Genomic DNA, 21,656 nt, shown 5'->3' on the forward strand with positions numbered 1-21,656 from the left:
TTACTAAACATTACCATTTATGAAACGTTGCATTATCTAAAACTATAATTTGTCCACGCTTTAATACTGGAATTAGTATATTTTTTACATATGATTCAAAAATTTTACTTTTGCAATGCCCTTCAAATGCTCATAGGGCTTTTAATTTACCTTTATTTAGTGAACCAATTATACTCATTCTTTTTATTTTATATGCGGGTTTATTATCAAATAATCTTTTACCTTTTTCAGATCAACCATATTTATAAAATTAATTATCATCAATTCCAGATTCATCAATATATACTAAATCTTCATTAATTATTTTAGCTATTTCTTTTAAAAAATCTTCTTTTTTATTTTTATCTTTTTGTTCATATAAAAAAGTTTTTTTATATGTATAATTTAGTTTTTTGAAATAGTTATAAACTGTTTCTTTAGTCATATCACCAAATTTTTCAATTACTTTTTGAACTGTAACATCTTTATTTTGCGCTAAATAATTTTTTAATTCATCTAAATCCTTTATTTTGTGGCTATGTCCTTTTTGATAATTCAAAATTGGTTTTATATGCCCAGTTTCTTTTTTTCTTTTTCTTCATAAGAATAAAGTCTTTCTAGTAATATTGAACACTTTACAAATTTCTTTAATTTTCATGTTTTTACTTCCATAGGCTTCTATTACTTTTCTTCGTAAGTATTAACTGTATGGTTTTGGCATAATTTAATCTTCCTAATCTATTTTAAATATTGCTGAATTGTACTTTTAAATTCCAAAACTGTTTAAATTACATATTATTATTTTACATTATTTATGAGTAAACATTACTTTAGTTAGTTATATGTTAACAACTTTAGTTTTTACTTATTGTATTGGTACGTTAATTATTAAATTTATTACTTTAGATATTTGATTTAATTTAAATTAATACTTAAAATTAAAAAAATAAAAATAGTAAGTGTTTTAAAATATTTACTATTTTTTTAATTACAACATACTATTAAAATTTATAGTAGTTATTAATAATATCTATATATAGCTAACTAAAGTAATGTTTACTCATATCTTGAAAAAAAATAAATCGCTTTTTTAATATTTAGTTAATAATTTGGTAATATTTTTCTTATATTATGTTTTATAGCAAATCAAAAATGTTCAATTGGATTTAAATTAGGAGAATATGGTGGAATAAATAATAGTTTGCATCCAGCATTTTCAATTAATTGTTGTGTTAATTTAGATTTATGAAACGTTGCATTATCTAAAACTATAATTTGTCCACGCTTTAATACTACAATTAGTATATTTTTTACATATGATTCAAAAATTTTACTGTTGCAATGTCCTTCAAATGCTCATAGGGCTTTTAATTTACCTTTATTTAGTGAACGAATTATACTCATTCTTTTTATTTTATATGCGGGTTTATTATCAAATAATCTTTTACCTTTTTCAGATCAACCATATTTATAAAATTCATTATCATCAATTCCAGATTCATCAATATATACTAAATATTCATTCATTATTTTAGCTATTTATTTTAAAAAATCTTCTTGTTTATTTTTATCTCTTTGTTCATATAGAAAAGTTTTTTTATATGTATAATTTAGTTTTTTGAAATAGTTATAAACTGTTTCTTTAGTCGTATCACCAAATTTTTCAATTACTTTTTGAACTGTAACATCTTTATTTTGCGCTAAATAATTTTTTTATTCATCTAAATCCTTTATTTTGTGGCTATGTCCTTTTTGATAATTCAAAATTGGTTTTATATGCCCAGTTTCTTTTTTTATTTTTCTTCATAAGAATAAAGTCTTTCTAGTAATATTGAACACTTTACAAATTTCTTTAATTTTCATGTTTTTACTTTCATAGGCTTCTATTGCTTTTCTTCGTAAGTCTTCACTTTATGGTTTTGGCATAATTTAATATTCCTAATCTATTTTAAATATTGCTGAATTGTACTTTTAAATTAAAAAACTGTTTAAATTACATATTATTATTTTACATTATTTATAAGTAAACATTACTTTAGTTAGCTATAGATTATAAATTTTCTCCGAAATTACTATTATAGTAGTAAAAAAATCGTTTTTATTTATTTTATTGTTGTTTTTACTATTATATATATATATAATATTTTTATCTGTATAGAATAAAATTCTCATCTGTATAGAACAATATAGAAAGGAGCTGAGAAAATGAGTAAATTTTTTCATAGTAAACAAACATCTCCTGAGGATAAGAAAAATCCTAGTTTTACTTTTAAAGGAACTTTCAATAAATTAGGTGGCAAAATGTTTGGTAAAATGCAAAACTTATCAAGAGCCATTGTTTTACCAATAGCTACATTACCAATAGCTGGTTTATTGTTAGGAATTGGTGGTGGATTTGCTAGTGCTTTAAAGCAATTACCTAATCATGATAGTCTTGTTGCTATTATTAATATTTTTTCAATTATGCAATCAGCCGGAAACGTTGTTTTTGCTAATTTAGGATTGATTTTTGCTATTTCTATTGCTTTTGGTTTTGCAAAAGCTAGTAAAGGTGTAGCTGCTCTTTCTGGATTTATTACTTTTATTGTTATGACTTCAGTTATTAGTGGCATGTTTTTTTGAAATCCTAAAACAGGAATGTTGGGGTTTGATCCATGAGGTTTAGGTGAAGGTGCAAAGATTACTCCAGAAAGCGGCAAATCTTCTGGTTTATTTTCTTCTGTCTTAGGATTATTTCCTACGTTTGACACTTCGGTTTTAGGTGGCATTCTTGTTGGTTGATTAGTATCAATTGTTCATAATCATTCATACAATATTCGTATGCCAAGAGTATTATCTTTTTTTGGTGGTGAACGTTTTGTGCCAATTTTAGCTGTTTTTGTTGGAATAGGAATGGGTTTAGCTTTTTTCTTTATTTGACCAATGTTATTAATTGCTTTTAGAGAAATTGGTAATGGCTTAGCAGCTGGTATGAATACAGGTCAACTTACTGATGGACAGTTAACTGGTGATAATTTTCATCCGACAGTTGGTGGAGCATTTATTGCAATGTTTTTTGGAATTACTGAGCGTTTATTAATACCAACAGGATTGCATCACGTTCAATATGCGCCTTTCTGATATACTGGAATTGGTGGAAATTGAATTAATGAATCTGGTGATCATTTTGTTGGAGCGTACAATATTTTCTTTGGACAATTTGCTTCTAATGCAGTAGGACACATGAATCAAACACCGGGAACAATGTTTATGAGTGGGCGATTTGCATATATGCAATATGGCTATCCATTTGCAGCTCTTGCTATGTGAATGTTAGCACGACCAGAAAATAAAAAAATGGTTGGTGGTATTTTAGGTTCTGCTGCTCTAACTTCTTTCTTAACAGGAGTTACAGAACCATTATTGTTTTCATTCTTATTTGTAGCACCATTATGTTTTGTTTTCCATGCATTTATGTCAGGAATTAGTTTTATGATGGCGTATTTATTAAATATAGTTGTTGGTCAAGGCTTTGCTGCTGGATTTATTGACTTTTCTTTCTTTGGAATATTACCAAGTATTCTTGGTAAAGAAACAGGATTCTATTGAGTATTTGTTACTGGATTAATTATGGCACCTGCTTATTTCTTTGGTTTCTATTACATTATTAAGTGAAGAAATTACAAAACTTTAGGTCGTGAAGAAGGAGAATTAGCAACCAACTTAGCTTTACAAAGTGTTGAAAGTTCTTTAGATAAGTCTTCAAAAAAAGGTAGAACAAAAGTAGAAAATTTATTACTTGGACTTGGTGGAGCGTTAAATATCATTGATGTTAACGCTAAAGATAAAGTATTAGTTGCAACTTTAAAAGATGCAAATATTTATTCAAAAGCTTTATTAAGATTAAGTGGAACTAAAAATATTAAAGTAATTGCAAATAAAGTTGAAATTACCTATATTGATGGTGCAGAGTCTATTCATAAAACTTTACAAGCAGAAATGACAAAGAAACAAACATTAACACCTGACACTAATAAAGATAAAAATAATGATATGTTAGAAAATATTTTTAAAGGTCTTGGTGGACGAAGTAATGTTAAATTATTAGACAATTGCGCTACAAGATTGCGTGTTACAGTTTTTGATGAAACTAAAGTTGATGATAATATTTTAAAATCAACTGGTGCGGTTGGTATCTTTAAAAAAGGTACAGCTATTCAGGTAATTTATGGGCCACAAGTAGGTAATATTAAAAATGATTTATTAAAAACTTGAACTCCAAAATAAACTATTACTAAAATATAAAAATGAGCAACTTTTTGATTTGTTCATTTTTTTAGTTTTAGTTACGGATAATGTTAAAATTATAATATAGGACGAAGGGAAAACTATAGACATATTCCGTAAATAAATTTAATCAATTGTCAATAATAATATTTATAAATTTTTTAGTGTTAATAATTATAGAAGTTAATATTTTTAAAAAAATACTTTAAAAATAAATTTATATTTCAAACACAAAAATTGTTAATATTATTTTTATATTAACTTGATAAAAATTTAAATTTTTAAAAAAATATTAAAAATATTTTTTTATTTTAATGGTTTTGTTTTATTAAAAATTTCACAAAGTAAGTTAAATCTTAAGTACATAAGTCTAAATATACTTTTTCTACATTTATTTATTAAAATTTTGAATCTTTTTAATCCAGCAAAAACATGTTCAACTTTAATTCTAATTTTTGAAATAATTTTATTGTAGATTTTTTCTTGTTTAGTTAATTTTTTATTTTTAGTTTTTTTAATTGGTAATATAGTATTTTTATAAATATTTTGTATTCCTTGATATCCCAAATCACCAATAATTATTGTTTTTTCTGAAAATTCAAGATTTGAATTTTTTAATATTTGAAAATCATGTACTTTTCCATTATCAGCAAAAATATCAACAATTTTTTTATTAAAAAAGTCATATATAATTTGAAATTTTATAGAAAACATTCAACTTTTACCAGAAAAATATTCTAACTGTAGTTTTTTTTAGTTGGTCTTTCAATTTCAATTTCAGTTGAATCAATTAAATAAAATTGAAATTAATTTAAATCTTCTTGTTTTTTCTCAATTTTTGATTTATATTTTGTTTTTAAAAACTGATAATCTTTGTCATCACTAAGTTTATTTTCTACTCAAGTAATATTTCGAAAACAACTTGATGCACTCATTTTATATTTAATACTCATTTGGAAAAAAGTATAATATTCTTTTCAATATACTAAAGTCATCATCAATCTTTCTTCAACTGAAAGTTTATATTTTCTACCTTTAGTTTTTTTTAAATTTTCTATTTCAATTAATTTTGTTAACATTTCATCAAAATGAAAACGTTTTATACCAAAATATCTATAAAATTGTTCATTTTTTAATTTTTTTAAATTTTCAAAATTCATTTTTATCAACACTTTATTAATTTATTAATAAAGAAATTATAAAATAAATTTTAAATTATTAATTGACTTTTAAAAAATTTATTTACGGAATATGTCTTATGTTTTTTGATGATAATGAAGAAAAGTTAGAAGAAGCTAGGTATGAAGAAATACAAACAAATATACAAAATTTAACATTAACAATTGATGTTAATATTGTTGTTAAAGATTTATTTAAATATATTAAATTAAAATGTACACAAAAAATTATAATTATGGATATATTAGCATTGTTTTTATCAATATTTTCAATAATTATTTCAATATTATTAACTGTTATAGTTTTGAACTTCGAAAATTATTTTATGCGGTAAATATATTTAAAGATTTAACAGTGGTAGTGGTATTAGTAATTGCATTTGGATGGGTTACACTTTGTTGGGTACTAATTACGTAGACAAGTGAACAAATTAGTTAAAAGAAAGGAATTATAATTATGGCCAATATTAACTCATATTCAGATGAATTTAAAAAACAAATAGTAGCTTTATATCAAAGCGGTAAGTCGGTGTCTTGTCTTGCTAAAGAGTACAATGTTACAAGAGCAGCTACTTATAATTGAATTAAGCAATTTACTAATTCAGGCAGTTTTAAAACCAAAGATAACCGTTCTGTTGAAGAAAACGTATTAATTAAATTAAGAAAGAAATTAAAACAGTTACGAATGGAAAATGATATTTTAAAGCAAGCAGCACTAATAATAGGCAGAAAATAGAAATTATTACTAAAAATAAAGTTAAATATAAAATTCGTACAATGTGTCGTTTTTTAAAAATCTCTAAATCAACATATTATTTTAATTTTAAGAAAAAAGAAGATAAAATTCAAAATAATATAGCTAACTAAAGTAATGTTTGCTCATATCTTGAAAAACAAAATCAATCGCTTTTTTAATATTTGGTCAATAATTTGGTAATATTTTTCTTATATTATGTTTTATAGCAAATCAAAAATGTTCAATTGGATTTAAATTAGGAGAATATGGTGGAAGAAATAATAGTTTGCATCCAGCATTTTCAATTAATGGTTGTGTTAATTTAGATTTATGAAACGTTGCATTATCTAAAACTATAATTTGTCCACGCTTTAATATTGGAATTAGTATATTTTTTACATATGATTCAAAAATTTTACTGTTGCAATGTCCTTCAAATGCTCATAGGGCTTTTAATTTACCTTTATTTAGTGAACTAATTATACTCATTCTTTTTATTTTATATGCGGGTTTATTATCAAAAGACATATTCCGTAAATAAATTTTTTAAAAGTCAATTAATAATTTAAAATTTATTTTATAATTTCTTTATTAATAAATTAATAAGGTGTTGATAAAAATGAATTTTGAAAATTTAAAAAAATTAAAAAATGAACAATTTTATAGATATTTTGGTATAAAACGTTTTCATTTTGATGAAATGTTAACAAAATTAATTGAAATAGAAAATTTAAAAAAAACTAAAGTTAGAAAATATAAACTTTCAGTTGAAGAAAGATTGGTCATGACTTTAGTATACTGAAAAGAATATTATACTTTTTCCAAATGAGTATTAAATATAAAATGAGTGCATCAAGTTGTTTTCGAAATATTACTTGAGTAGAAAATAAACTTAGTGATGACAAAGATTATCAGTTTTTAAAAACAAAATATAAATCAAAAATTGAGAAAAAACAAGAAGATTTAAATGAATTTCAATTTTATTTAATTTATTCAACTGAAATTGAAATTGAAAGACCAACTAAAAAAAATACAGTTAGAATATTTTTCTGGTAAAAGTTGAATGTTTTCTATAAAATTTCAAATTATATATGACTTTTTTAATAAAAAAATTGTTGATATTTTTGCTGATAATGGAAAAGTACATGATTTTCAAATATTAAAAAATTCAAATCTTGAATTTTCAGAAAAAACAATAATTATTGGTGATTTGGGATATCAAGGAATACAAAATATTTATAAAAATACTATATTACCAATTAAAAAAACTAAAAATAAAAAATTAACTAAACAAGAAAAAATCTACAATAAAATTATTTCAAAAATTAGAATTAAAGTTGAACATGTTTTTGCTTGATTAAAAAGATTCAAAATTTTAATAAATAAATGTAGAAAAAGTATATTTAGACTTATGTACTTAAGATTTAACTTACTTTGTGAAATTTTTAATAAAACAAAACCATTAAAATAAAAAAATATTTTTAATATTTTCGGTAATGTTTAGTAATCTTTGTAACTTACAAAAATAACTATGTTTAATTAATTCTAGTAAATAAAATTAAATAAATAGAAAGAGTGAGTTACTTATGTCTAAAAAACAAAATATTAATAATAATGTTCCAATATCAAAAGCAGTAGATTGATTATTAGAAAATACCGAAGATTTAACAACAGTTTTTAAAGAGGGAGGTTTATATAAATAATTAACAAAAAGATTAGTTGAAAAAATGTTGAATTCTGAAATGCAAAATTATTTAGGATATGAAAAAAATCAACATAATACTAGTGAAAATGCTCGTAATGGTATAAGTTCAAAAAAATTAATAACTCAACAAGGTAAAATTGAGATTAATGTACCACGAGATCGTAATAGTAATTTTGAGCCAGTAATAGTTGCAAAAAGACAAAGAAGATTTGATGGTTTTGATCAACAATTTCTTTCATTATATGCCAAAGGCATGACTTTATCAGATATTAGAATGCAGTTACAAGAGTTATATCATGGCGCTGATATTAGTGAAAGTGTTATTAGTCAAATTACTGATGATGTTATTGATGATGTTAAAGCATGACAAAATCGGCCATTAGAAAGTGTTTATCCGATTGTTTATTTTGATTGTATAGTAGTTAAAGTACGACAAGATAAACGCATTATTAACAAATCAGTTTATATAGCACTAGGAGTTGATTTAGAAGGTAAAAAAGATATTTTAGGTTTATGAATTAGTGAAAATGAATGTTCTAAGTTTTGATTATCTAATTTCACAGAAATGAAAAATCAAGGCTTAAATGATATTCTTATTGCTTGTAGTGACAATTTAACAGGAATGTCAGAAGTAATACAATTAGTTTATCCTAAAACCGAACATCAATTATGCATAGTTCATCAAATTAGAAATAGTTTAAAATATGTTTCATACAAACATAGAAAATAACTAGTTACAGATTTAAAACCAATTTATAGTGCATGTAGTGAAGAACAAGCAATGCAAGCTTTAGAATATTTTGAAAGTAAATGAAATAAACAATATCCTCAAATTGCTAAATCATGATATAAAAATTGAGGTAATTTAATGGTTTTTATTAGTTATCCTGCAGAAATCAAAAGAGTGATTTATACAACAAATGCTATTGAATCTGTTAATAGTCAATTACGAAAAGTTAGGTAATGTTTAGTAATCTGTGTAACTTACAAAAATAACTATGTTTAATTAATTCTAGTAAATAAAATTAAATAACTAGAAAGAGTGAGTTACGTATGTCTAAAAAAAATATTAATAATAATGATCCGATATCAAAAGCAGTAGATTTATTACTAGAAAATACTGAAGATTTAACAACAGTTTTTAAAGAGGGAGGTTTATATAAATAATTAACAAAAAGATTAGTTGAAAAAATGTTGAATTCTGAAATGCAAAATTATTTAGGATATGAAAAAAATCAACATAATAATAGTGAAAATACTCGCAATGGTATAAATTCAAAAAAATTAATAACTCAACAAGGTAAAATTGAGATTAATTTAAATCTTCTTGTTTTTTTCTCAATTTTTGATTTATATTTTGTTTTTAAAAACTGATAATCTTTGTCATCACTAAGTTTATTTTCTACTCAAGTAATATTTCGAAAACAACTTGATGCACTCATTTTATATTTAATACTCATTTGGAAAAAAGTATAATATTCTTTTCAGTATACTAAAGTCATCATCAATCTTTCTTCAACTGAAAGTTTATATTTTCTACCTTTAGTTTTTTTAAATTTTCTATTTCAATTAATTTTGTTAACATTTCATCAAAATGAAAACGTTTTATACCAAAATATCTATAAAATTGTTCATTTTTTAATTTTTTTAAATTTTAAAAATTCATTTTTATCAACACCTTATTAATTTATTAATAAAGAAATTATAAAATAAATTTTAAATTATTAATTGACTTTTAAAAAATTTATTTACGGAATATTTCTATTATTTTAAATAGTGCAATAGATTTAGTTAATAAGTTATTAGTATACAATTTTATGACAAAAGTGTTAAAAAATAATCAAAAGTATGTAAAATATATTTATCTTCTTAAACTTAAGAAGTTATTGGTAAAAATTGAGGGGGATTAATTTATGAAAATTGGATGGGTTACACTTTATTGGACACTAATTACGTAGACAATTGAACAAATTAGTTAAAAGAAAGGAATTATAATTATGGCCAATATTAACTCATATTCAGATGAATTTAAAAAATAAATAGCAGCTTTATATCAAACTGGTAAGTCAGTGTCTTGTCTTGCTAAAGAGTACAATGTTACAAGAGCAGCTACTTATAATTGAATTAAGCAATTTACTAATTCAGGCAGTTTTAAAACCAAAGATAACCGTTCTATCGAAGAAAATGAATTAATTAAATTAAGAAAATAATTAAAACAGTTGCGAATGGAAAATGATATTTTAAAGCAAGCAGCACTAATAATAGGCAGAAAATAGAAATTATTACTAAAAATAAAGTTAAATATAAAATTCGCACAATGTGTCGTTTTTTAAAAATCTCTAAATCAACATATTATTTTAATTTCAAGAAAAAAGAAGATAAAATTCAAAATAATATGTATGACGAAACTGTTATTAGTGCTTTTAAAGAAAATAAAGAAGCTTATGGAACAAGAAGGTTAAAAGTTGTTATAAAAGAAAATAAAATTAATTTATCAAGACGAAAAATTAAAAAAATTATGAATAAACATAATTTAATATAAAAATACACTAAATTATCATACAAAAATTATCATAATAAAGTCAATGATAGTCAAATTACTAATCTTGTTAATAGAGACTTTAATAATAGGCTTAAAAATGAAGTTATTGTTAGTGATTTAACTTATGTTCAAGTTAATGGTAAATGAAACTATATTTGCTTATTAATCGACCTGTACAATCGCGAAATTATTGGACATAGTGTAGGTACTAAAAAAGATGCATCATTATTATATCAAGCATTTATGTGCTCAAATCGTTGTTTAAAAAATATTCAAATATTTCATAGCGATCGCGGTAATGAATTTAATAATAAAACTATTGATAAACTTTTATTAGCTTTCAATATTACCCGCTCTTTAAGCAAAAAAAGGTTGTCCTTATGATAACGCTGTTGCTGAAGCAACTTTCAAAACTTTCAAAACAGAATTTATTAATGATAAAAATTTTACATCATTAATCCCATTAAAATTAGAATTATTTGATTATATCAATTGATACAACAACATAAGAATCCACAGCACTCTAAACTACTTAACCACCATAAAATACATAAGCACAAATGTCTACCAAAAAACAGTCCTAAAAAAGATTGCCATTCCAATTTAATATTATTGTAAAATTAAAATAAACAATAGAGGAGTCATAATTATGGCAAGTAAATTTTATGCAGTAAAAAAAGGTAGAGTCATTGGAATATTTGAAAACTGGAATGAATGTGAAACACAAATGAGAGGTTTTGCTGGTGCTCAGTATAAAAAATTTGCAACCAAAAAAGAAGCTCAAGATTATTTAGATGATAAAATTCAAATAAAATCTGAAAATCACTATAAATATGAAGTAATAGCATATACTGATGGTAGTTTTAAAGAAGAAATTAATCAATTTTCTTATGGACTTGTTTTCTTAAATAATGGCAAAAAAGATATATTTTATGAAAAATTTGATGATGAAAATTGAGCAAAATTAAGAAATGTTGCTGGAGAAATAATGGGTGCACAAAAGGCAATGCAGTTAGCTTTGGAAAATAATATAAAATCAATTTTAATTTGTCATGATTATGTTGGAATTAGTAAATGATGTACGGGTGAATGAAAAACTACTAAAGCAGAAACAAAGGCATATAAAGCGTTTTATGATAAAATAGCAAAAGATGTTAATATTTATTTTAAATGAGTTAAAGGTCATAGTGGTAATATATATAATGATGAAGCAGATGCTCTTGCTTGAAAAGCATTTAATTTAAAAAAAATATCTAAACCAATAATTTAAATATTAAAAAGGTGGTAAATAACATGATTAATAAAAAAATAATATTAGCAAGCTGTTTAGGAAACATTATTGGAGGTAGTTTGTTTGCTCTTTCTGATTTATATAAAAAAAGAGAACAAAATATTTTTGAATTTGATATTATTTCAGCTGTAACAGTGTTTTGCTGGTGCTCTTTTTGGCTTTATTTCAGGTCTTTTTTTGTTTAAATGATGGAGAAGATAATGGTGATTATAGAGAATTTTTTGAAAGTCAACAAATCATTGATAACACTCATTATTTTCAATCTTCAAACGAATTTGCGCCTTTATTGCAAGAATATATTCTTGAAATTAATGATGAACAATTCATTCCTAATAATAATGCAGATCTTGTTTTTAATCATCGTTTAGTTTATTAAATATAATAAAAATTATTCAAAAAATTTAATACCTTGATCATTAATAACTTTATTAATATCAATTTTATTATTAAGGATGTCTCTAATTTTTAAATCAATAGTATTAGCGCAATATAAATTAATAATTTCTCTAGTTTTATTATCGTTTAATTGAGTTGGAAAAAAGCGACTTTCAGCTTGCTCATTTTCGGTTGGGTTTAACTTCACGATCTAGAAAAATCATAACATCACCTTGATCTAATGTGATACCAACATTAGTAGATTTAATATTACATAAAATAATTTTAACTTTTTTACTTTGAAAATCACTAATAGCTTTAAGTCTTTGTTCATGATTTACTTTACCAGTAATTAATTGATGATTTAATTTATGTTTATCTAAAATGTTACTTAAAATGTTAATTATTTTATCACTAAAACTACTATAAATAATAATTGAATCATTTTCATTATCATGTAAGTAGTCTAGTAGTCAATTAAATTCTGCTTGTTTAATTCTTTCATTCCCTCATTAATAGGTGTTGAACAAATAGTTCTTAATTTGATAAATATTTGTAAAAAAGTTATTTTAGATTTTTTATTATAAAATAATTTCTTGTTTCATAGTTTCAAGATTATTATAATAAATTGCAGTTTGTGCTTTGGGCATAGTTAAAATTAAATCATTTTTAATAATTTTTGGCATTTCATTACGTACATCAATTTGTTTACGCATAATTGATATTTTTTTAACTAAATAATCAAATTCTGCTGCTAGTTGTGGTTTAACATTTGGTTTTGGTATATTAATAGTTACAAAATTGGTAATACGTTTTCTAATTATTCCAAAGTAACGAGCAACAAAATCTCAATAATCAATATTTTTATATAGTTTATTATCAATAATTTTTAATATACCAAAAATAACACTAGGATGATTATTAGCAGGAGTACCAGTTAAACAATAAACTGATGATACTTTATTTGCAACTTCCAAAATTGTTGAACTTTGTGCAGTTTTGTATTTTCTTAAAAAATGTGCTTCATCAATAACTAATGTAAAATCAAATTTAGTTAATAATTTATTTTTTATATCATTTTTAAAAGTGTTTTTAGAAACTACTAAAATACAATTATTACTATTTTTAAATTGATTATATTTTTCTGTTCGCGCTTTAGTAATATCATCTTTAATAGTAATAGAATTATAGGTAGTTCATTTTTTAATTTCGGGAACCCATGTTAATAAAATAGTTGACTTAGGAACAACAAATAATATTTTATTAGTTTTCATTTCTGATAATGCTGTTAAAATAGTGGGTGTTTTATAGCTAACTAAAGTAATGTTTACTCATGTCTTGAAAAAAATCAATAGCTTTTTTAATATTTGGTCAATAATTTGGTAATATTTTTCTTATATTATGTTTTATAGCAAATCAAAAATGTTCAATTGGATTTAAATTAGGAGAATATGGCGGAAGAAATAATAGTTTGCATACAGCATTTTCAATTAATTGTTGTGTTAATTTAGATTTATGAAACGTTGCAGTATCTAAAACTATAATTTGTCCACGCTTTAATACTGGAATTAGTATATTTTTTACATATGATTCAAAAATTTTACTGTTGCAATGCCCTTCAAATGCTCATAGGGCTTTTAATTTACCTTTATTTAGTGAACGAATTATACTCATTCTTTTTATTTTATATGCGGATTTATTATCAAATAATCTTTTACCTTTTTCAGATCAACCATATTTATAAAATTCATTATCATCAATTCCAGATTCATAAATATATACTAAATCTTCATTCATTATTTTAGCTATTTCTTTTAAAAAAATATTCTTGTTTATTTTTATCTCTTTATTCATATAAAAAAGTTTTTTTATATGTATAATTTAGTTTTTTGAAATAGTTATAAACTGTTTCTTTAGTCATATCATCAAATTTTTCAATTACTTTTTGAACTGTAACATCTTTATTTTGCGCTAAATAATTTTTTAATTCATCTAAATCCTTTATTTTGTGGCTATGTCTTTTTTGATAATTCAAAATTGGTTTTATATGCCCAGTTTCTTTTTTTCTTTTTCTTCATAAGAATAAAGTCTTTCTAGTAATATTGAACACTTTACAAATTTCTTTAATTTTCATGTTTTTACTTTGATAGGCTTCTATTACTTTTATTCGTAAGTCTTTACTGTATGGTTTTGGCATAATTTAATCTTCCTAATCTATTTTAAATATTGCTGAATTGTACTTTTAAATTCAAAAACTGTTTAAATTACATATTATTATTTTACAGTATTTATGAGTAAACATTACTTGATTTAGATATACCAGTACGCATTTCATTAAATAAGCCAAATCTTTTATTTGCTTTTAAAATTGCAACATCAACACGTTGATAATGTCTTAGTTTAGGATTACCTGGATAATCATTTAAGTTTTTTTCTTGTTGGATTTTTTTCATGATATTAGTGAGTGCTCATATATTTGTTTTAATTTATCATTATTATTTGTATATTTAAGTAGTATTTCAAGAGCAAACGGAGTATTAAATATTTTAAATGCACTAGGTATTATTGATATCAATAATACCTAGTGCATTTAAAATTTATTTTTTATTTTTTTTCACTTTAATTGTAATATGTTTATTATTAAGACTTATGATTTCTAACATTATTAACCTACTTTAGTGTTTGTATATGATATTAAATATTATAATAAAATTAATATAAATGAAAAAAAATTTATTTTTGTTAGTAAATATTAGATTATTAATAAGGAAATTATCCCCACATGTACTAGTGTGGAGGAAAAAATGAATTGAAATGAATTCAATAGCATATTTCAAAATGAAAACGATTGTTTGAAATATATAGCGAAGTTGAAATTAATGAAATGTATCAGGTGTGCTTCTTCTAGTTTGAATGTTTCTGATTTGAGAAGAATAAGATGTTTAAAATGTCATCAAACATTTAGTATTGGAATGGCAACTTTTTTTAGGACTGTTTTTTGGTAGACATTTGTGCTTGGTTTTTTATGGGGGTTAAGTAGTTTAGAGTGCTGTGGATTCTTATGTTGTTGTATCAATTGATATAATCAAATAATTCTAATTTTAATTGGATTAATGATGTAAAATTTTTATCATTAATAAATTCTGTTTTGAAAGTTTTGAAAGTTGCTTTAGCGACAGCGTTATCATAAGGACAACCTTTTTTGCTTAAAGAGCGGGTAATATTGAAGGCTAATAAAAGTTTATCAATAGTTTTATTATTAAATTCATTACCGCGATCGCTATGAAATATTTGAATATTTTTTAAACAACTATTTGAGCACATAAATGCTTGATATACTAATGATGCATCTTTTTTAGTACCTACACTATAGCTAACTAAAGTAATGTTTACTCATATCTTGAAAAAAATCAATAGCTTTTTTAATATTTGGTCAATAATTTGGTAATATTTTTCTTATATTATGTTTTATAGCAAATCAAAAATGTTCAATTGGATTTAAATTAGGAGAATATGGTGGAAGAAATAATAGTTTGCATCCAGCATTTTCAATTAATTGTTGTGTTAATTTAGATTTATGAAACGTTGCATTATCTAAAACTATAATTTGTCCACGCTTTAATACTGGAATTAGTATATTTTTTACATATGATTCAAAAATTTTACTGTTGCAATGTCCTTAAAATGCTCATAGGGCTTTTAATTTACCTTTATTTAGCGAACCAATTATACTCATTCTTTTTATTTTATATGCGGATTTATTATCAAATAATCTTTTACCTTTTTCAGATCAACCATATTTATAAAATTCATTATCATCAATTCCAGATTCATCAATATATACTAAATCTTCATTCATTATTTTAGCTATTTCTTTTAAAAAATCTTCTTGTTTATTTTTATCTCTTTGTTCATATAGAAAAGTTTTTTTATATGTATAATTTAGTTTTTTGAAATAGTTATAAACTGTTTTTTTATTCATATCACCAAATTTTTCAATTACTTTTTGAACTGTAACATCTTTATTTTGCGCTAAATAATTTTTTAATTCATCTAAATCCTTTATTTTGTGGCTATGTCTTTTTTGATAATTCAAAATTGGTTTTATATGCCCATTTTCTTTTTTTCTTTTTCTTCATAAGAATAAAGTCTTTCTAGTAATATTGAACACTTTACAAATTTCTTTAATTTTCATGTTTTTACTTTGATAGGCTTCTATTACTTTTATTCGTAAGTCTTCACTGTATGGTTTTGGCATAATTTAATCTTCCTAATCTATTTTAAATATTGCTGAATTGTACTTTTAAATTCAAAAACTGTTTAAATTACATATTATTATTTTACATTATTTATGAGTAAACATTACTTTAGTTAGCTATATATAGGAACAATAACTTCTGCTAATAAAGGAAATTTATATAACTGAAAAAAAATAAAAAAATAAAAATGATATCTATCAAAAATTATGAAATTTCAAATAATTAATAGTTTTTTAATGATTAATGATTCTCTTTGTTAAAGAGAATTTTAAATTTAAAAAATTATTTTGTTACAGATCGATATTCTTTACAGTATAATAGAGTATATGAAAACTAAAATTTATTAAGAAGGGTTAATTAAATGATTAAAATTTATGATAGTTTTTCACAAAGATTGCAATTGCTTGCTCCTAATAAAAAGCAAGTTAATATGTATTTATGTGGTCCTACTGTTTATAACTATATTCATGTCGGCAATATTCGTGGTGTACTTGTTTTTGATGTTTTACATCGTTTATTAATTGATCAAAATTATAAAATAAATTATGTTCATAATATTACTGATATTGATGATAAAATTATTAAGAAAGCTGCGGATTTAAAAATAACAGAACAACAAGTTACTGAAAAATATACGTTAGCATATTATGAAGACTTAGAAAAATTAAATATTATTTCTCCTACAAAATTGCCAAAAGTAAGTGAATATATTTCAAAGATTATTGAATTTATTAATAAATTAATTATTAAAGATTATGCATATGTTACTGCTGGTGATGTTTATTTTAAAGTTAATAAGTTAAAAGATTATGGAAGTTTGGCACATAAAAATATTGATGATTTAATTCCAAATTTTAGAATTAAAAATTTAGTTGCTAAAGAAAATAATCTAGATTTTGCTTTGTGAAAATCAACAACAATAGGTATTAGTTGAAATAGTCCGTGAGGGAAAGGAAGACCTGGTTGACATACTGATTGTGCTTGTTTTGTTGAGGATTTATTTAATGGTCAAACTATTGATTTACATGGTGGTGGTGTTGATTTAAAATTTCCTCATCACGAAAATGAACGAGCTCAATTTGTTGCGGCTAATAATAAAAAAATGTCAAATATTTGATGACATAATGGTCATGTTAATATTGCTAATGAAAAAATGTCAAAATCTTTAAATAATTTTATTTTGGTTAAAGAATTTTGTCAGCAATATCATCCAAATGTATTGCGATATTTAATATTAAATCGTGATCATCAACAACCAATTGATTTTAATAAGGAAACAATTGAAAATGGATTAGCGTCAACAAAAAAATATGAAAATGTTTTAAAACAATGAACATATCAAATATTTATTAACAATATAATATGTAATAATAATCATCATTCAATTTATTATCAACAAATTATTAAAAATTTATCAAATAATATTGACACAACTAATACTATTACTTTAATTGAAAATATGATTAAAAAATTAAATGAAGCACTTATTAAAAAAAATTTTAATGAAGAATTTCAAGAATTTTTTTATACTTTTACCTTTGCTTTAAAAATATTAGGATTTGATTTTAAAGTTGGTAATTATTCTGAAAAAATTAAAAATAAAATTAAAATATGAGAACAACTAAAAAAGGAAAAACAATACCAAGAAGCTGATAAAATTCGTCAAGAATTAAAAGATTTGAATATTATTTAAAGGAGCGAAATTATGGCATTACAATATATTTATGGTTATCACCCTATTATTGCTGCATTATCAACATCATCATTAATAAAAATTCAAAAAGTTTTTTTAGTTCAAGATAAGTACCAAGAATTGAAAAAAGATTTAAAAAGTGTAAATATTCCTTATGAAATTATTAGTTTACAAGCAATGAATAATTTATTAGGTACTACTAAACATCAAAATATTGCTGCTAATGTTAAAGACTATCAATATTTTTCTTTTGATAAATTAATTAATATTGATTCAACATCTAAATTTTTAAGAATTTTAATTTTAGATCGTATTTCTGATCCACATAATTTTGGTTCAATGTTAAGAATTGCAGCGGGTAATGACTTTGATGGTGTAATTGTTTTAAATCGTAATCAATCTGAAATAAATGGTGCAGTTGCAAAGGCTGCAGCCGGTGCTCTAAGTATTATTCCAGTTTGTCAAGTTAATAATTTAACTTCCACAATTAATAATTTACAAGAAAAATATAAATTTTGAATTTTGGCTGCTGCTAAAACAGCAAAAGCAATTGATTATTTTACTATTGATTGTAGTAGCGACTTAGCATTAATTATTGGTAATGAAGGTGAAGGGATAAGTTCAAAGTTATTAAAACATACCGATTATATTGTTCAAATACCAATAAGTCCAAAAATAGAATCATTTAATGCTAGCGTTGCTTGTGGTATTATTGCAAACTATATTTACGTTGAAACGTTAAAATTATCGTAAATTTTAAGGGTGAGTAAAGTTAATAGTTATAATTTAATTTTCTTTAAATAAAAGACAACTTTAAATTATTAATTTTTGGTTAAATTATATACCTTTTTATAGATTTATTCAAGTATTTTAGACTCTTATTTTAAAATTATCTAAACTAAAAATTCCTAACTATTTAGGTTAAGATTTATTAAGTTTTAACAATTTAAAGTAAAAGTTTTAATTTATTAATTCTTGCTGAATTAATTAAAAGTAAATTATCAAGTACTTTATCATTATAAATTTTAGCACCATATCCTTTTAAAGATTTAACAAGATGTGATACATCACTTTCAGCACAAACTCCTTGATTTCAATTTGCTTTTTGATTTATAGCTAACTAAATTAATGTTTACTCATATCTTGAAAAACAAAATCAATCGCTTTTTTAATATTTGGTCAATAATTTGGTAATATTTTTCTTATATTATGTTTTATAGCAAATCAAAAATGTTCAATTGGATTTAAATTAGGAGAATATGGTGGAATAAATAATAGTTTGCATCCAGCATTTTCAATTAATTGTTGTGTTAATTTAGATTTATGAAACGTTGCATTATCTAAAACTATAATTTGTCCACGCTTTAATAATGGAATTAGTATATTTTTTACATATGATTCAAAAATTTTACTGTTGCAATGTCCTTCAAATGCTCATAGGGCTTTTAATTTACCTTTATTTAGCGAACCAATTATACTCATTATTTTTATTTTATATGCGGGTTTATTGGTAATGTTTAGTAATCTGTGTAAATTGCAAAAATAACTATGTTTAATTAATTATAGTAAATAAAATTAAATAACTAGAAAGAGTGAGTTACTTATGTCTAAAAAACAAAATATTAATAATAATTATCCAATATCAAAAGCAGTAGATTTATTACTAGAAAATACTGAAGATTTAACAACATTTTTTAAAGAGGGATGCTTATATAAAGAATTAACAAAAAGATTAGTTGAAAAAATGTTGAATTCTGAAACGCAAAATTATTTAGGATATGAAAAAAATCAACATAATAATAGTGATAATGCTCGCAATGGTATAAATTCAAAAAAATTAATAACTCAACAAGGTAAAATTGAGATTAATGTACCACGAGATCGTAATAGTAATTTTGGGCCAGTAATAGTTGCAAAAAGACAAAGAAGATTTGATGGTTTTGATCAAAAAGTTCTTTTATTATAACTAACTAAAGTAATGTTTACTCATATCTTGAAAAACAAAATCAATAGCTTTTTTAATATTTGGTCAATAATTTGGTAATATTTTTCTTATATTATAGATAACTAAAGTAATGTTTACTCATATCTTGAAAAACAAAATCAATCGCTTTTTTAATATTTGGTCAATAATTTGGTAATATTTTTCTTATATTATGTTTTATAGCAAATCAAAAATGTTCAATTGGATTTAAATTAAGAGAATATGGCGGAAGAAATAATAGTTTGCATCCAGCATTTTCAATTAATTGTTGTGTTAATTTAGATTTATGAAACGTTGCATTATCTAAAACTATAATTTGTCCACGCTTTAATACTGCAATTAGTATATTTTTTACATATGATTCAAAAATTTTACTGTTGCAATGTCCTTCAAATGCTCATAGGGCTTTTAATTTACCTTTATTTAGTGAACTAATTATACTCATTCTTTTTATTTTATATGCGGGTTTATTATCAAATAATCTTTTACCTTTTTCAGATCAACCATATTTATAAAATTCATTATCATCAATTCCGGATTCATCAATAGACATATTCCGTAAATAAATTTAATCAATTGTCAATAATAATATTTATAAATTTTTTAGTGTTAATAATTATAGAAGTTAATATTTTTAAAAAAATACTTTAAAAATAAATTTATATTTCAAACACAAAAATTGTTAATATTATTTTTATATTAACTTGATAAAAATTTAAATTTTTAAAAAAATATTAAAAATATTTTTTTATTTTAATGGTTTTGTTTTATTAAAAATTTCACAAAGTAAGTTAAATCTTAAGTACATAAGTCTAAATATACTTTTTCTACATTTATTTATTAAAATTTTGAATCTTTTTAATCAAGCAAAAACATGTTCAACTTTAATTCTAATTTTTGAAATAATTTTATTGTAGATTTTTTCTTGTTTAGTTAATTTTTTATTTTTAGTTTTTTTAATTGGTAATATAGTATTTTTATAAATATTTTGTATTCCTTGATATCCCAAATCACCAATAATTATTGTTTTTTCTGAAAATTCAAGATTTGAATTTTTTAATATTTGAAAATCATGTACTTTTCCATTATCAGCAAAAATATCAACAATTTTTTTATTAAAAAAGTCATATATAATTTGAAATTTTATAGAAAACATTCAACTTTTACCAGAAAAATATTCTAACTGTAGTTTTTTTAGTTGGTCTTTCAATTTCAATTTCAGTTGAATCAATTAAATAAAATTGAAATTCATTTAAATCTTCTTGTTTTTTCTCAATTTTTGATTTATATTTTGTTTTTAAAAACTGATAATCTTTGTCATCACTAAGTTTATTTTCTACTCAAGTAATATTTCGAAAACAACTTGATGCACTCATTTTATATTTAATACTCATTTGGAAAAAAGTATAATATTCTTTTCAGTATACTAAAGTCATCATCAATCTTTCTTCAACTGAAAGTTTATATTTTCTACCTTTAGTTTTTTTTAAATTTTCTATTTCAATTAATTTTGTTAACATTTCATCAAAATGAAAACGTTTTATACCAAAATATCTATAAAATTGTTCATTTTTTAATTTTTTTAAATTTTCAAAATTCATTTTTATCAACACCTTATTAATTTATTAATAAAGAAATTATAAAATAA

35 protein-coding genes and 2 pseudogenes are annotated in these 21,656 nt (G+C 22.7%); 16 read left to right on the forward strand and 21 right to left on the reverse strand.

Going from position 1 to position 21,656, the window contains the following annotated elements; translation table 4 throughout:
- Positions 1 to 10: 10 nt before the first annotated feature.
- The 4 genes from ABWV63_RS00645 to ABWV63_RS00660 form a co-directional block, all read right to left on the reverse strand.
- Positions 11 to 178, reverse strand: coding sequence for a transposase (locus ABWV63_RS00645; RefSeq protein ID WP_353306399.1), 168 nt, complete (start codon positions 176 to 178; stop codon positions 11 to 13).
- Positions 179 to 250: 72 nt separating this feature from the next.
- Positions 251 to 637: an IS630 transposase-related protein gene (locus ABWV63_RS00650; RefSeq protein ID WP_353306400.1), complete on the reverse strand. Its 387-nt coding sequence runs from the start codon at positions 635 to 637 to the stop codon at positions 251 to 253.
- A gap of 443 nt (positions 638 to 1,080) precedes the next feature.
- Positions 1,081 to 1,506, reverse strand: coding sequence for an IS630 family transposase (locus ABWV63_RS00655; protein WP_353306401.1), 426 nt, complete (start codon positions 1,504 to 1,506; stop codon positions 1,081 to 1,083).
- Positions 1,507 to 1,692: 186 nt separating this feature from the next.
- On the reverse strand, positions 1,693 to 1,842 hold the full coding sequence (locus tag ABWV63_RS00660) for a hypothetical protein (protein WP_353306402.1): 150 nt from the start codon (positions 1,840 to 1,842) through the stop codon (positions 1,693 to 1,695).
- Between the two features lie 342 nt (positions 1,843 to 2,184).
- Here ABWV63_RS00660 and ABWV63_RS00665 point away from each other — a divergent pair, with 342 nt between their 5' ends.
- Positions 2,185 to 4,245 carry a PTS transporter subunit EIIC gene (locus ABWV63_RS00665; RefSeq protein WP_353306403.1) on the forward strand — a complete coding sequence of 687 codons (2,061 nt, stop codon included), beginning with the start codon at positions 2,185 to 2,187 and terminating at the stop codon, positions 4,243 to 4,245.
- 306 nt (positions 4,246 to 4,551) lie between these two features.
- Here ABWV63_RS00665 and ABWV63_RS00670 read toward each other — a convergent pair whose 3' ends face one another.
- Positions 4,552 to 4,959 carry a transposase family protein gene (locus ABWV63_RS00670; RefSeq protein ID WP_353306404.1) on the reverse strand — a complete coding sequence of 136 codons (408 nt, stop codon included), beginning with the start codon at positions 4,957 to 4,959 and terminating at the stop codon, positions 4,552 to 4,554.
- Between the two features lie 92 nt (positions 4,960 to 5,051).
- Positions 5,052 to 5,405 carry a transposase family protein gene (locus ABWV63_RS00675; RefSeq protein WP_353306405.1) on the reverse strand — a complete coding sequence of 118 codons (354 nt, stop codon included), beginning with the start codon at positions 5,403 to 5,405 and terminating at the stop codon, positions 5,052 to 5,054.
- 98 nt (positions 5,406 to 5,503) lie between these two features.
- Between ABWV63_RS00675 and ABWV63_RS00680 the strand changes: the two genes are divergently transcribed.
- Together ABWV63_RS00680 and ABWV63_RS00685 are read left to right on the forward strand one after the other, a co-directional pair.
- Positions 5,504 to 5,758: a hypothetical protein gene (locus ABWV63_RS00680; RefSeq protein ID WP_353306406.1), complete on the forward strand. Its 255-nt coding sequence runs from the start codon at positions 5,504 to 5,506 to the stop codon at positions 5,756 to 5,758.
- Positions 5,759 to 5,880: 122 nt separating this feature from the next.
- A complete protein-coding gene (locus tag ABWV63_RS00685) occupies positions 5,881 to 6,159 on the forward strand; it encodes a transposase (RefSeq protein WP_353306407.1) in 279 nt (92 codons plus the stop codon).
- Positions 6,160 to 6,282: 123 nt separating this feature from the next.
- Here the strand turns inward: ABWV63_RS00685 and ABWV63_RS00690 are convergent, their stop codons facing one another.
- Positions 6,283 to 6,687: a transposase gene (locus tag ABWV63_RS00690; protein ID WP_353306408.1), complete on the reverse strand. Its 405-nt coding sequence runs from the start codon at positions 6,685 to 6,687 to the stop codon at positions 6,283 to 6,285.
- A 91-nt stretch (positions 6,688 to 6,778) separates the two neighbouring features.
- Here ABWV63_RS00690 and ABWV63_RS00695 point away from each other — a divergent pair, with 91 nt between their 5' ends.
- From ABWV63_RS00695 to ABWV63_RS00735, 9 genes and pseudogenes are all read left to right on the forward strand, one after another.
- Entirely contained in the window at positions 6,779 to 7,042 is a 264-nt protein-coding gene (locus tag ABWV63_RS00695; RefSeq protein ID WP_353306409.1) for a hypothetical protein, read from the forward strand.
- Positions 6,985 to 7,215, forward strand: coding sequence for a hypothetical protein (locus ABWV63_RS00700; RefSeq protein WP_353306410.1), 231 nt, complete (start codon positions 6,985 to 6,987; stop codon positions 7,213 to 7,215). The genes ABWV63_RS00695 and ABWV63_RS00700 overlap by 58 nt, the downstream gene beginning before the upstream one ends.
- Positions 7,216 to 7,222: 7 nt before the next feature.
- Entirely contained in the window at positions 7,223 to 7,630 is a 408-nt protein-coding gene (locus ABWV63_RS00705) for a transposase family protein (RefSeq protein ID WP_353305654.1), read from the forward strand.
- Between the two features lie 271 nt (positions 7,631 to 7,901).
- Positions 7,902 to 8,828, forward strand: a pseudogene (locus ABWV63_RS00710) (IS256 family transposase).
- Between the two features lie 242 nt (positions 8,829 to 9,070).
- Positions 9,071 to 9,241, forward strand: a complete 171-nt coding sequence (locus ABWV63_RS00715) for a hypothetical protein (RefSeq protein WP_353307134.1) — start codon at positions 9,071 to 9,073, stop codon at positions 9,239 to 9,241.
- Between the two features lie 662 nt (positions 9,242 to 9,903).
- A pseudogene (locus ABWV63_RS00720) lies at positions 9,904 to 11,013 on the forward strand (IS3 family transposase).
- Between the two features lie 42 nt (positions 11,014 to 11,055).
- Positions 11,056 to 11,676, forward strand: coding sequence for a ribonuclease H family protein (locus tag ABWV63_RS00725; RefSeq protein WP_353306411.1), 621 nt, complete (start codon positions 11,056 to 11,058; stop codon positions 11,674 to 11,676).
- A gap of 23 nt (positions 11,677 to 11,699) precedes the next feature.
- Positions 11,700 to 11,882: a hypothetical protein gene (locus ABWV63_RS00730; protein WP_353306412.1), complete on the forward strand. Its 183-nt coding sequence runs from the start codon at positions 11,700 to 11,702 to the stop codon at positions 11,880 to 11,882.
- Positions 11,852 to 12,073 carry a hypothetical protein gene (locus tag ABWV63_RS00735; RefSeq protein ID WP_353306413.1) on the forward strand — a complete coding sequence of 74 codons (222 nt, stop codon included), beginning with the start codon at positions 11,852 to 11,854 and terminating at the stop codon, positions 12,071 to 12,073. Before ABWV63_RS00730 ends, ABWV63_RS00735 begins: the two co-directional genes overlap by 31 nt.
- Positions 12,074 to 12,085: 12 nt before the next feature.
- Here ABWV63_RS00735 and ABWV63_RS00740 read toward each other — a convergent pair whose 3' ends face one another.
- The 6 genes from ABWV63_RS00740 to ABWV63_RS00765 all read right to left on the reverse strand — a co-directional run bounded on the left by ABWV63_RS00740 (position 12,086) and on the right by ABWV63_RS00765 (position 14,525).
- Positions 12,086 to 12,280 carry a hypothetical protein gene (locus tag ABWV63_RS00740; RefSeq protein WP_353306414.1) on the reverse strand — a complete coding sequence of 65 codons (195 nt, stop codon included), beginning with the start codon at positions 12,278 to 12,280 and terminating at the stop codon, positions 12,086 to 12,088.
- A complete protein-coding gene (locus tag ABWV63_RS00745) occupies positions 12,213 to 12,569 on the reverse strand; it encodes a helicase-related protein (protein ID WP_353307135.1) in 357 nt (118 codons plus the stop codon). Before ABWV63_RS00745 ends, ABWV63_RS00740 begins: the two co-directional genes overlap by 68 nt.
- An 84-nt stretch (positions 12,570 to 12,653) precedes the next feature.
- Positions 12,654 to 13,346 carry an SNF2-related protein gene (locus ABWV63_RS00750; RefSeq protein ID WP_353306415.1) on the reverse strand — a complete coding sequence of 231 codons (693 nt, stop codon included), beginning with the start codon at positions 13,344 to 13,346 and terminating at the stop codon, positions 12,654 to 12,656.
- A 37-nt stretch (positions 13,347 to 13,383) separates the two neighbouring features.
- Entirely contained in the window at positions 13,384 to 13,869 is a 486-nt protein-coding gene (locus ABWV63_RS00755; RefSeq protein ID WP_353306416.1) for an IS630 family transposase, read from the reverse strand.
- Positions 13,870 to 13,918: 49 nt separating this feature from the next.
- Positions 13,919 to 14,269, reverse strand: a complete 351-nt coding sequence (locus tag ABWV63_RS00760) for an IS630 transposase-related protein (RefSeq protein ID WP_353306417.1) — start codon at positions 14,267 to 14,269, stop codon at positions 13,919 to 13,921.
- A gap of 91 nt (positions 14,270 to 14,360) precedes the next feature.
- A complete protein-coding gene (locus tag ABWV63_RS00765; RefSeq protein WP_353306418.1) occupies positions 14,361 to 14,525 on the reverse strand; it encodes a hypothetical protein in 165 nt (54 codons plus the stop codon).
- 351 nt (positions 14,526 to 14,876) lie between these two features.
- On the opposite strand from ABWV63_RS00765, the gene ABWV63_RS00770 reads away from it, so the two are divergent.
- On the forward strand, positions 14,877 to 15,077 hold the full coding sequence (locus ABWV63_RS00770) for a hypothetical protein (RefSeq protein ID WP_353306419.1): 201 nt from the start codon (positions 14,877 to 14,879) through the stop codon (positions 15,075 to 15,077).
- On the opposite strand, the gene ABWV63_RS00775 is transcribed toward ABWV63_RS00770, so the two are convergent.
- Genes ABWV63_RS00775 through ABWV63_RS00785 form a run of 3 tightly spaced genes read right to left on the reverse strand, consistent with a single transcriptional unit; the run spans position 15,058 to position 16,330 of the window.
- Complete coding sequence (locus ABWV63_RS00775; RefSeq protein WP_353306420.1) at positions 15,058 to 15,486, reverse strand: IS3 family transposase; 429 nt, start codon at positions 15,484 to 15,486, stop codon at positions 15,058 to 15,060. The two genes, ABWV63_RS00770 and ABWV63_RS00775, sit on opposite strands and share 20 nt — an antisense overlap.
- A complete protein-coding gene (locus ABWV63_RS00780; RefSeq protein WP_353307136.1) occupies positions 15,446 to 15,733 on the reverse strand; it encodes a transposase in 288 nt (95 codons plus the stop codon). Before ABWV63_RS00780 ends, ABWV63_RS00775 begins: the two co-directional genes overlap by 41 nt.
- Before the next feature lie 18 nt (positions 15,734 to 15,751).
- Positions 15,752 to 16,330 (reverse strand): IS630 transposase-related protein, encoded by a 579-nt coding sequence (locus ABWV63_RS00785; protein WP_353306421.1) that lies wholly within the window; start codon positions 16,328 to 16,330, stop codon positions 15,752 to 15,754.
- 362 nt (positions 16,331 to 16,692) lie between these two features.
- On the opposite strand from ABWV63_RS00785, the gene cysS reads away from it, so the two are divergent.
- Positions 16,693 to 18,024 carry a cysteine--tRNA ligase gene (gene cysS / locus ABWV63_RS00790; protein ID WP_353306422.1) on the forward strand — a complete coding sequence of 444 codons (1,332 nt, stop codon included), beginning with the start codon at positions 16,693 to 16,695 and terminating at the stop codon, positions 18,022 to 18,024.
- A 12-nt stretch (positions 18,025 to 18,036) separates the two neighbouring features.
- A complete protein-coding gene (gene rlmB, locus ABWV63_RS00795; protein WP_353306423.1) occupies positions 18,037 to 18,777 on the forward strand; it encodes a 23S rRNA (guanosine(2251)-2'-O)-methyltransferase RlmB in 741 nt (246 codons plus the stop codon).
- 372 nt (positions 18,778 to 19,149) lie between these two features.
- On the opposite strand, the gene ABWV63_RS00800 is transcribed toward rlmB, so the two are convergent.
- Positions 19,150 to 19,506: a transposase gene (locus tag ABWV63_RS00800; RefSeq protein WP_353306424.1), complete on the reverse strand. Its 357-nt coding sequence runs from the start codon at positions 19,504 to 19,506 to the stop codon at positions 19,150 to 19,152.
- Between the two features lie 121 nt (positions 19,507 to 19,627).
- Between ABWV63_RS00800 and ABWV63_RS00805 the strand changes: the two genes are divergently transcribed.
- Positions 19,628 to 19,990 carry a transposase gene (locus ABWV63_RS00805; RefSeq protein WP_353306425.1) on the forward strand — a complete coding sequence of 121 codons (363 nt, stop codon included), beginning with the start codon at positions 19,628 to 19,630 and terminating at the stop codon, positions 19,988 to 19,990.
- Here the strand turns inward: ABWV63_RS00805 and ABWV63_RS00810 are convergent, their stop codons facing one another.
- The 4 genes from ABWV63_RS00810 to ABWV63_RS00825 form a co-directional block, all read right to left on the reverse strand.
- The gene (locus tag ABWV63_RS00810; RefSeq protein ID WP_353306426.1) at positions 19,991 to 20,125 is read right to left on the reverse strand and encodes a hypothetical protein; all 135 of its coding nucleotides are present in this window, start codon (positions 20,123 to 20,125) and stop codon (positions 19,991 to 19,993) included.
- Complete coding sequence (locus ABWV63_RS00815; protein WP_353306427.1) at positions 20,082 to 20,561, reverse strand: IS630 family transposase; 480 nt, start codon at positions 20,559 to 20,561, stop codon at positions 20,082 to 20,084. Before ABWV63_RS00815 ends, ABWV63_RS00810 begins: the two co-directional genes overlap by 44 nt.
- A gap of 195 nt (positions 20,562 to 20,756) precedes the next feature.
- Positions 20,757 to 21,164, reverse strand: a complete 408-nt coding sequence (locus tag ABWV63_RS00820; protein WP_353305654.1) for a transposase family protein — start codon at positions 21,162 to 21,164, stop codon at positions 20,757 to 20,759.
- Between the two features lie 7 nt (positions 21,165 to 21,171).
- Entirely contained in the window at positions 21,172 to 21,609 is a 438-nt protein-coding gene (locus tag ABWV63_RS00825) for a transposase family protein (protein ID WP_353305692.1), read from the reverse strand.
- Between the last annotated feature and the right edge of the window lie 47 nt (positions 21,610 to 21,656).

The sequence above is a fragment of the Spiroplasma ixodetis genome, assembly GCF_040369795.1.
Lineage (GTDB): Bacteria > Bacillota_I > Bacilli_A > Mycoplasmatales > VBWQ01 > Spiroplasma_E > Spiroplasma_E ixodetis_B.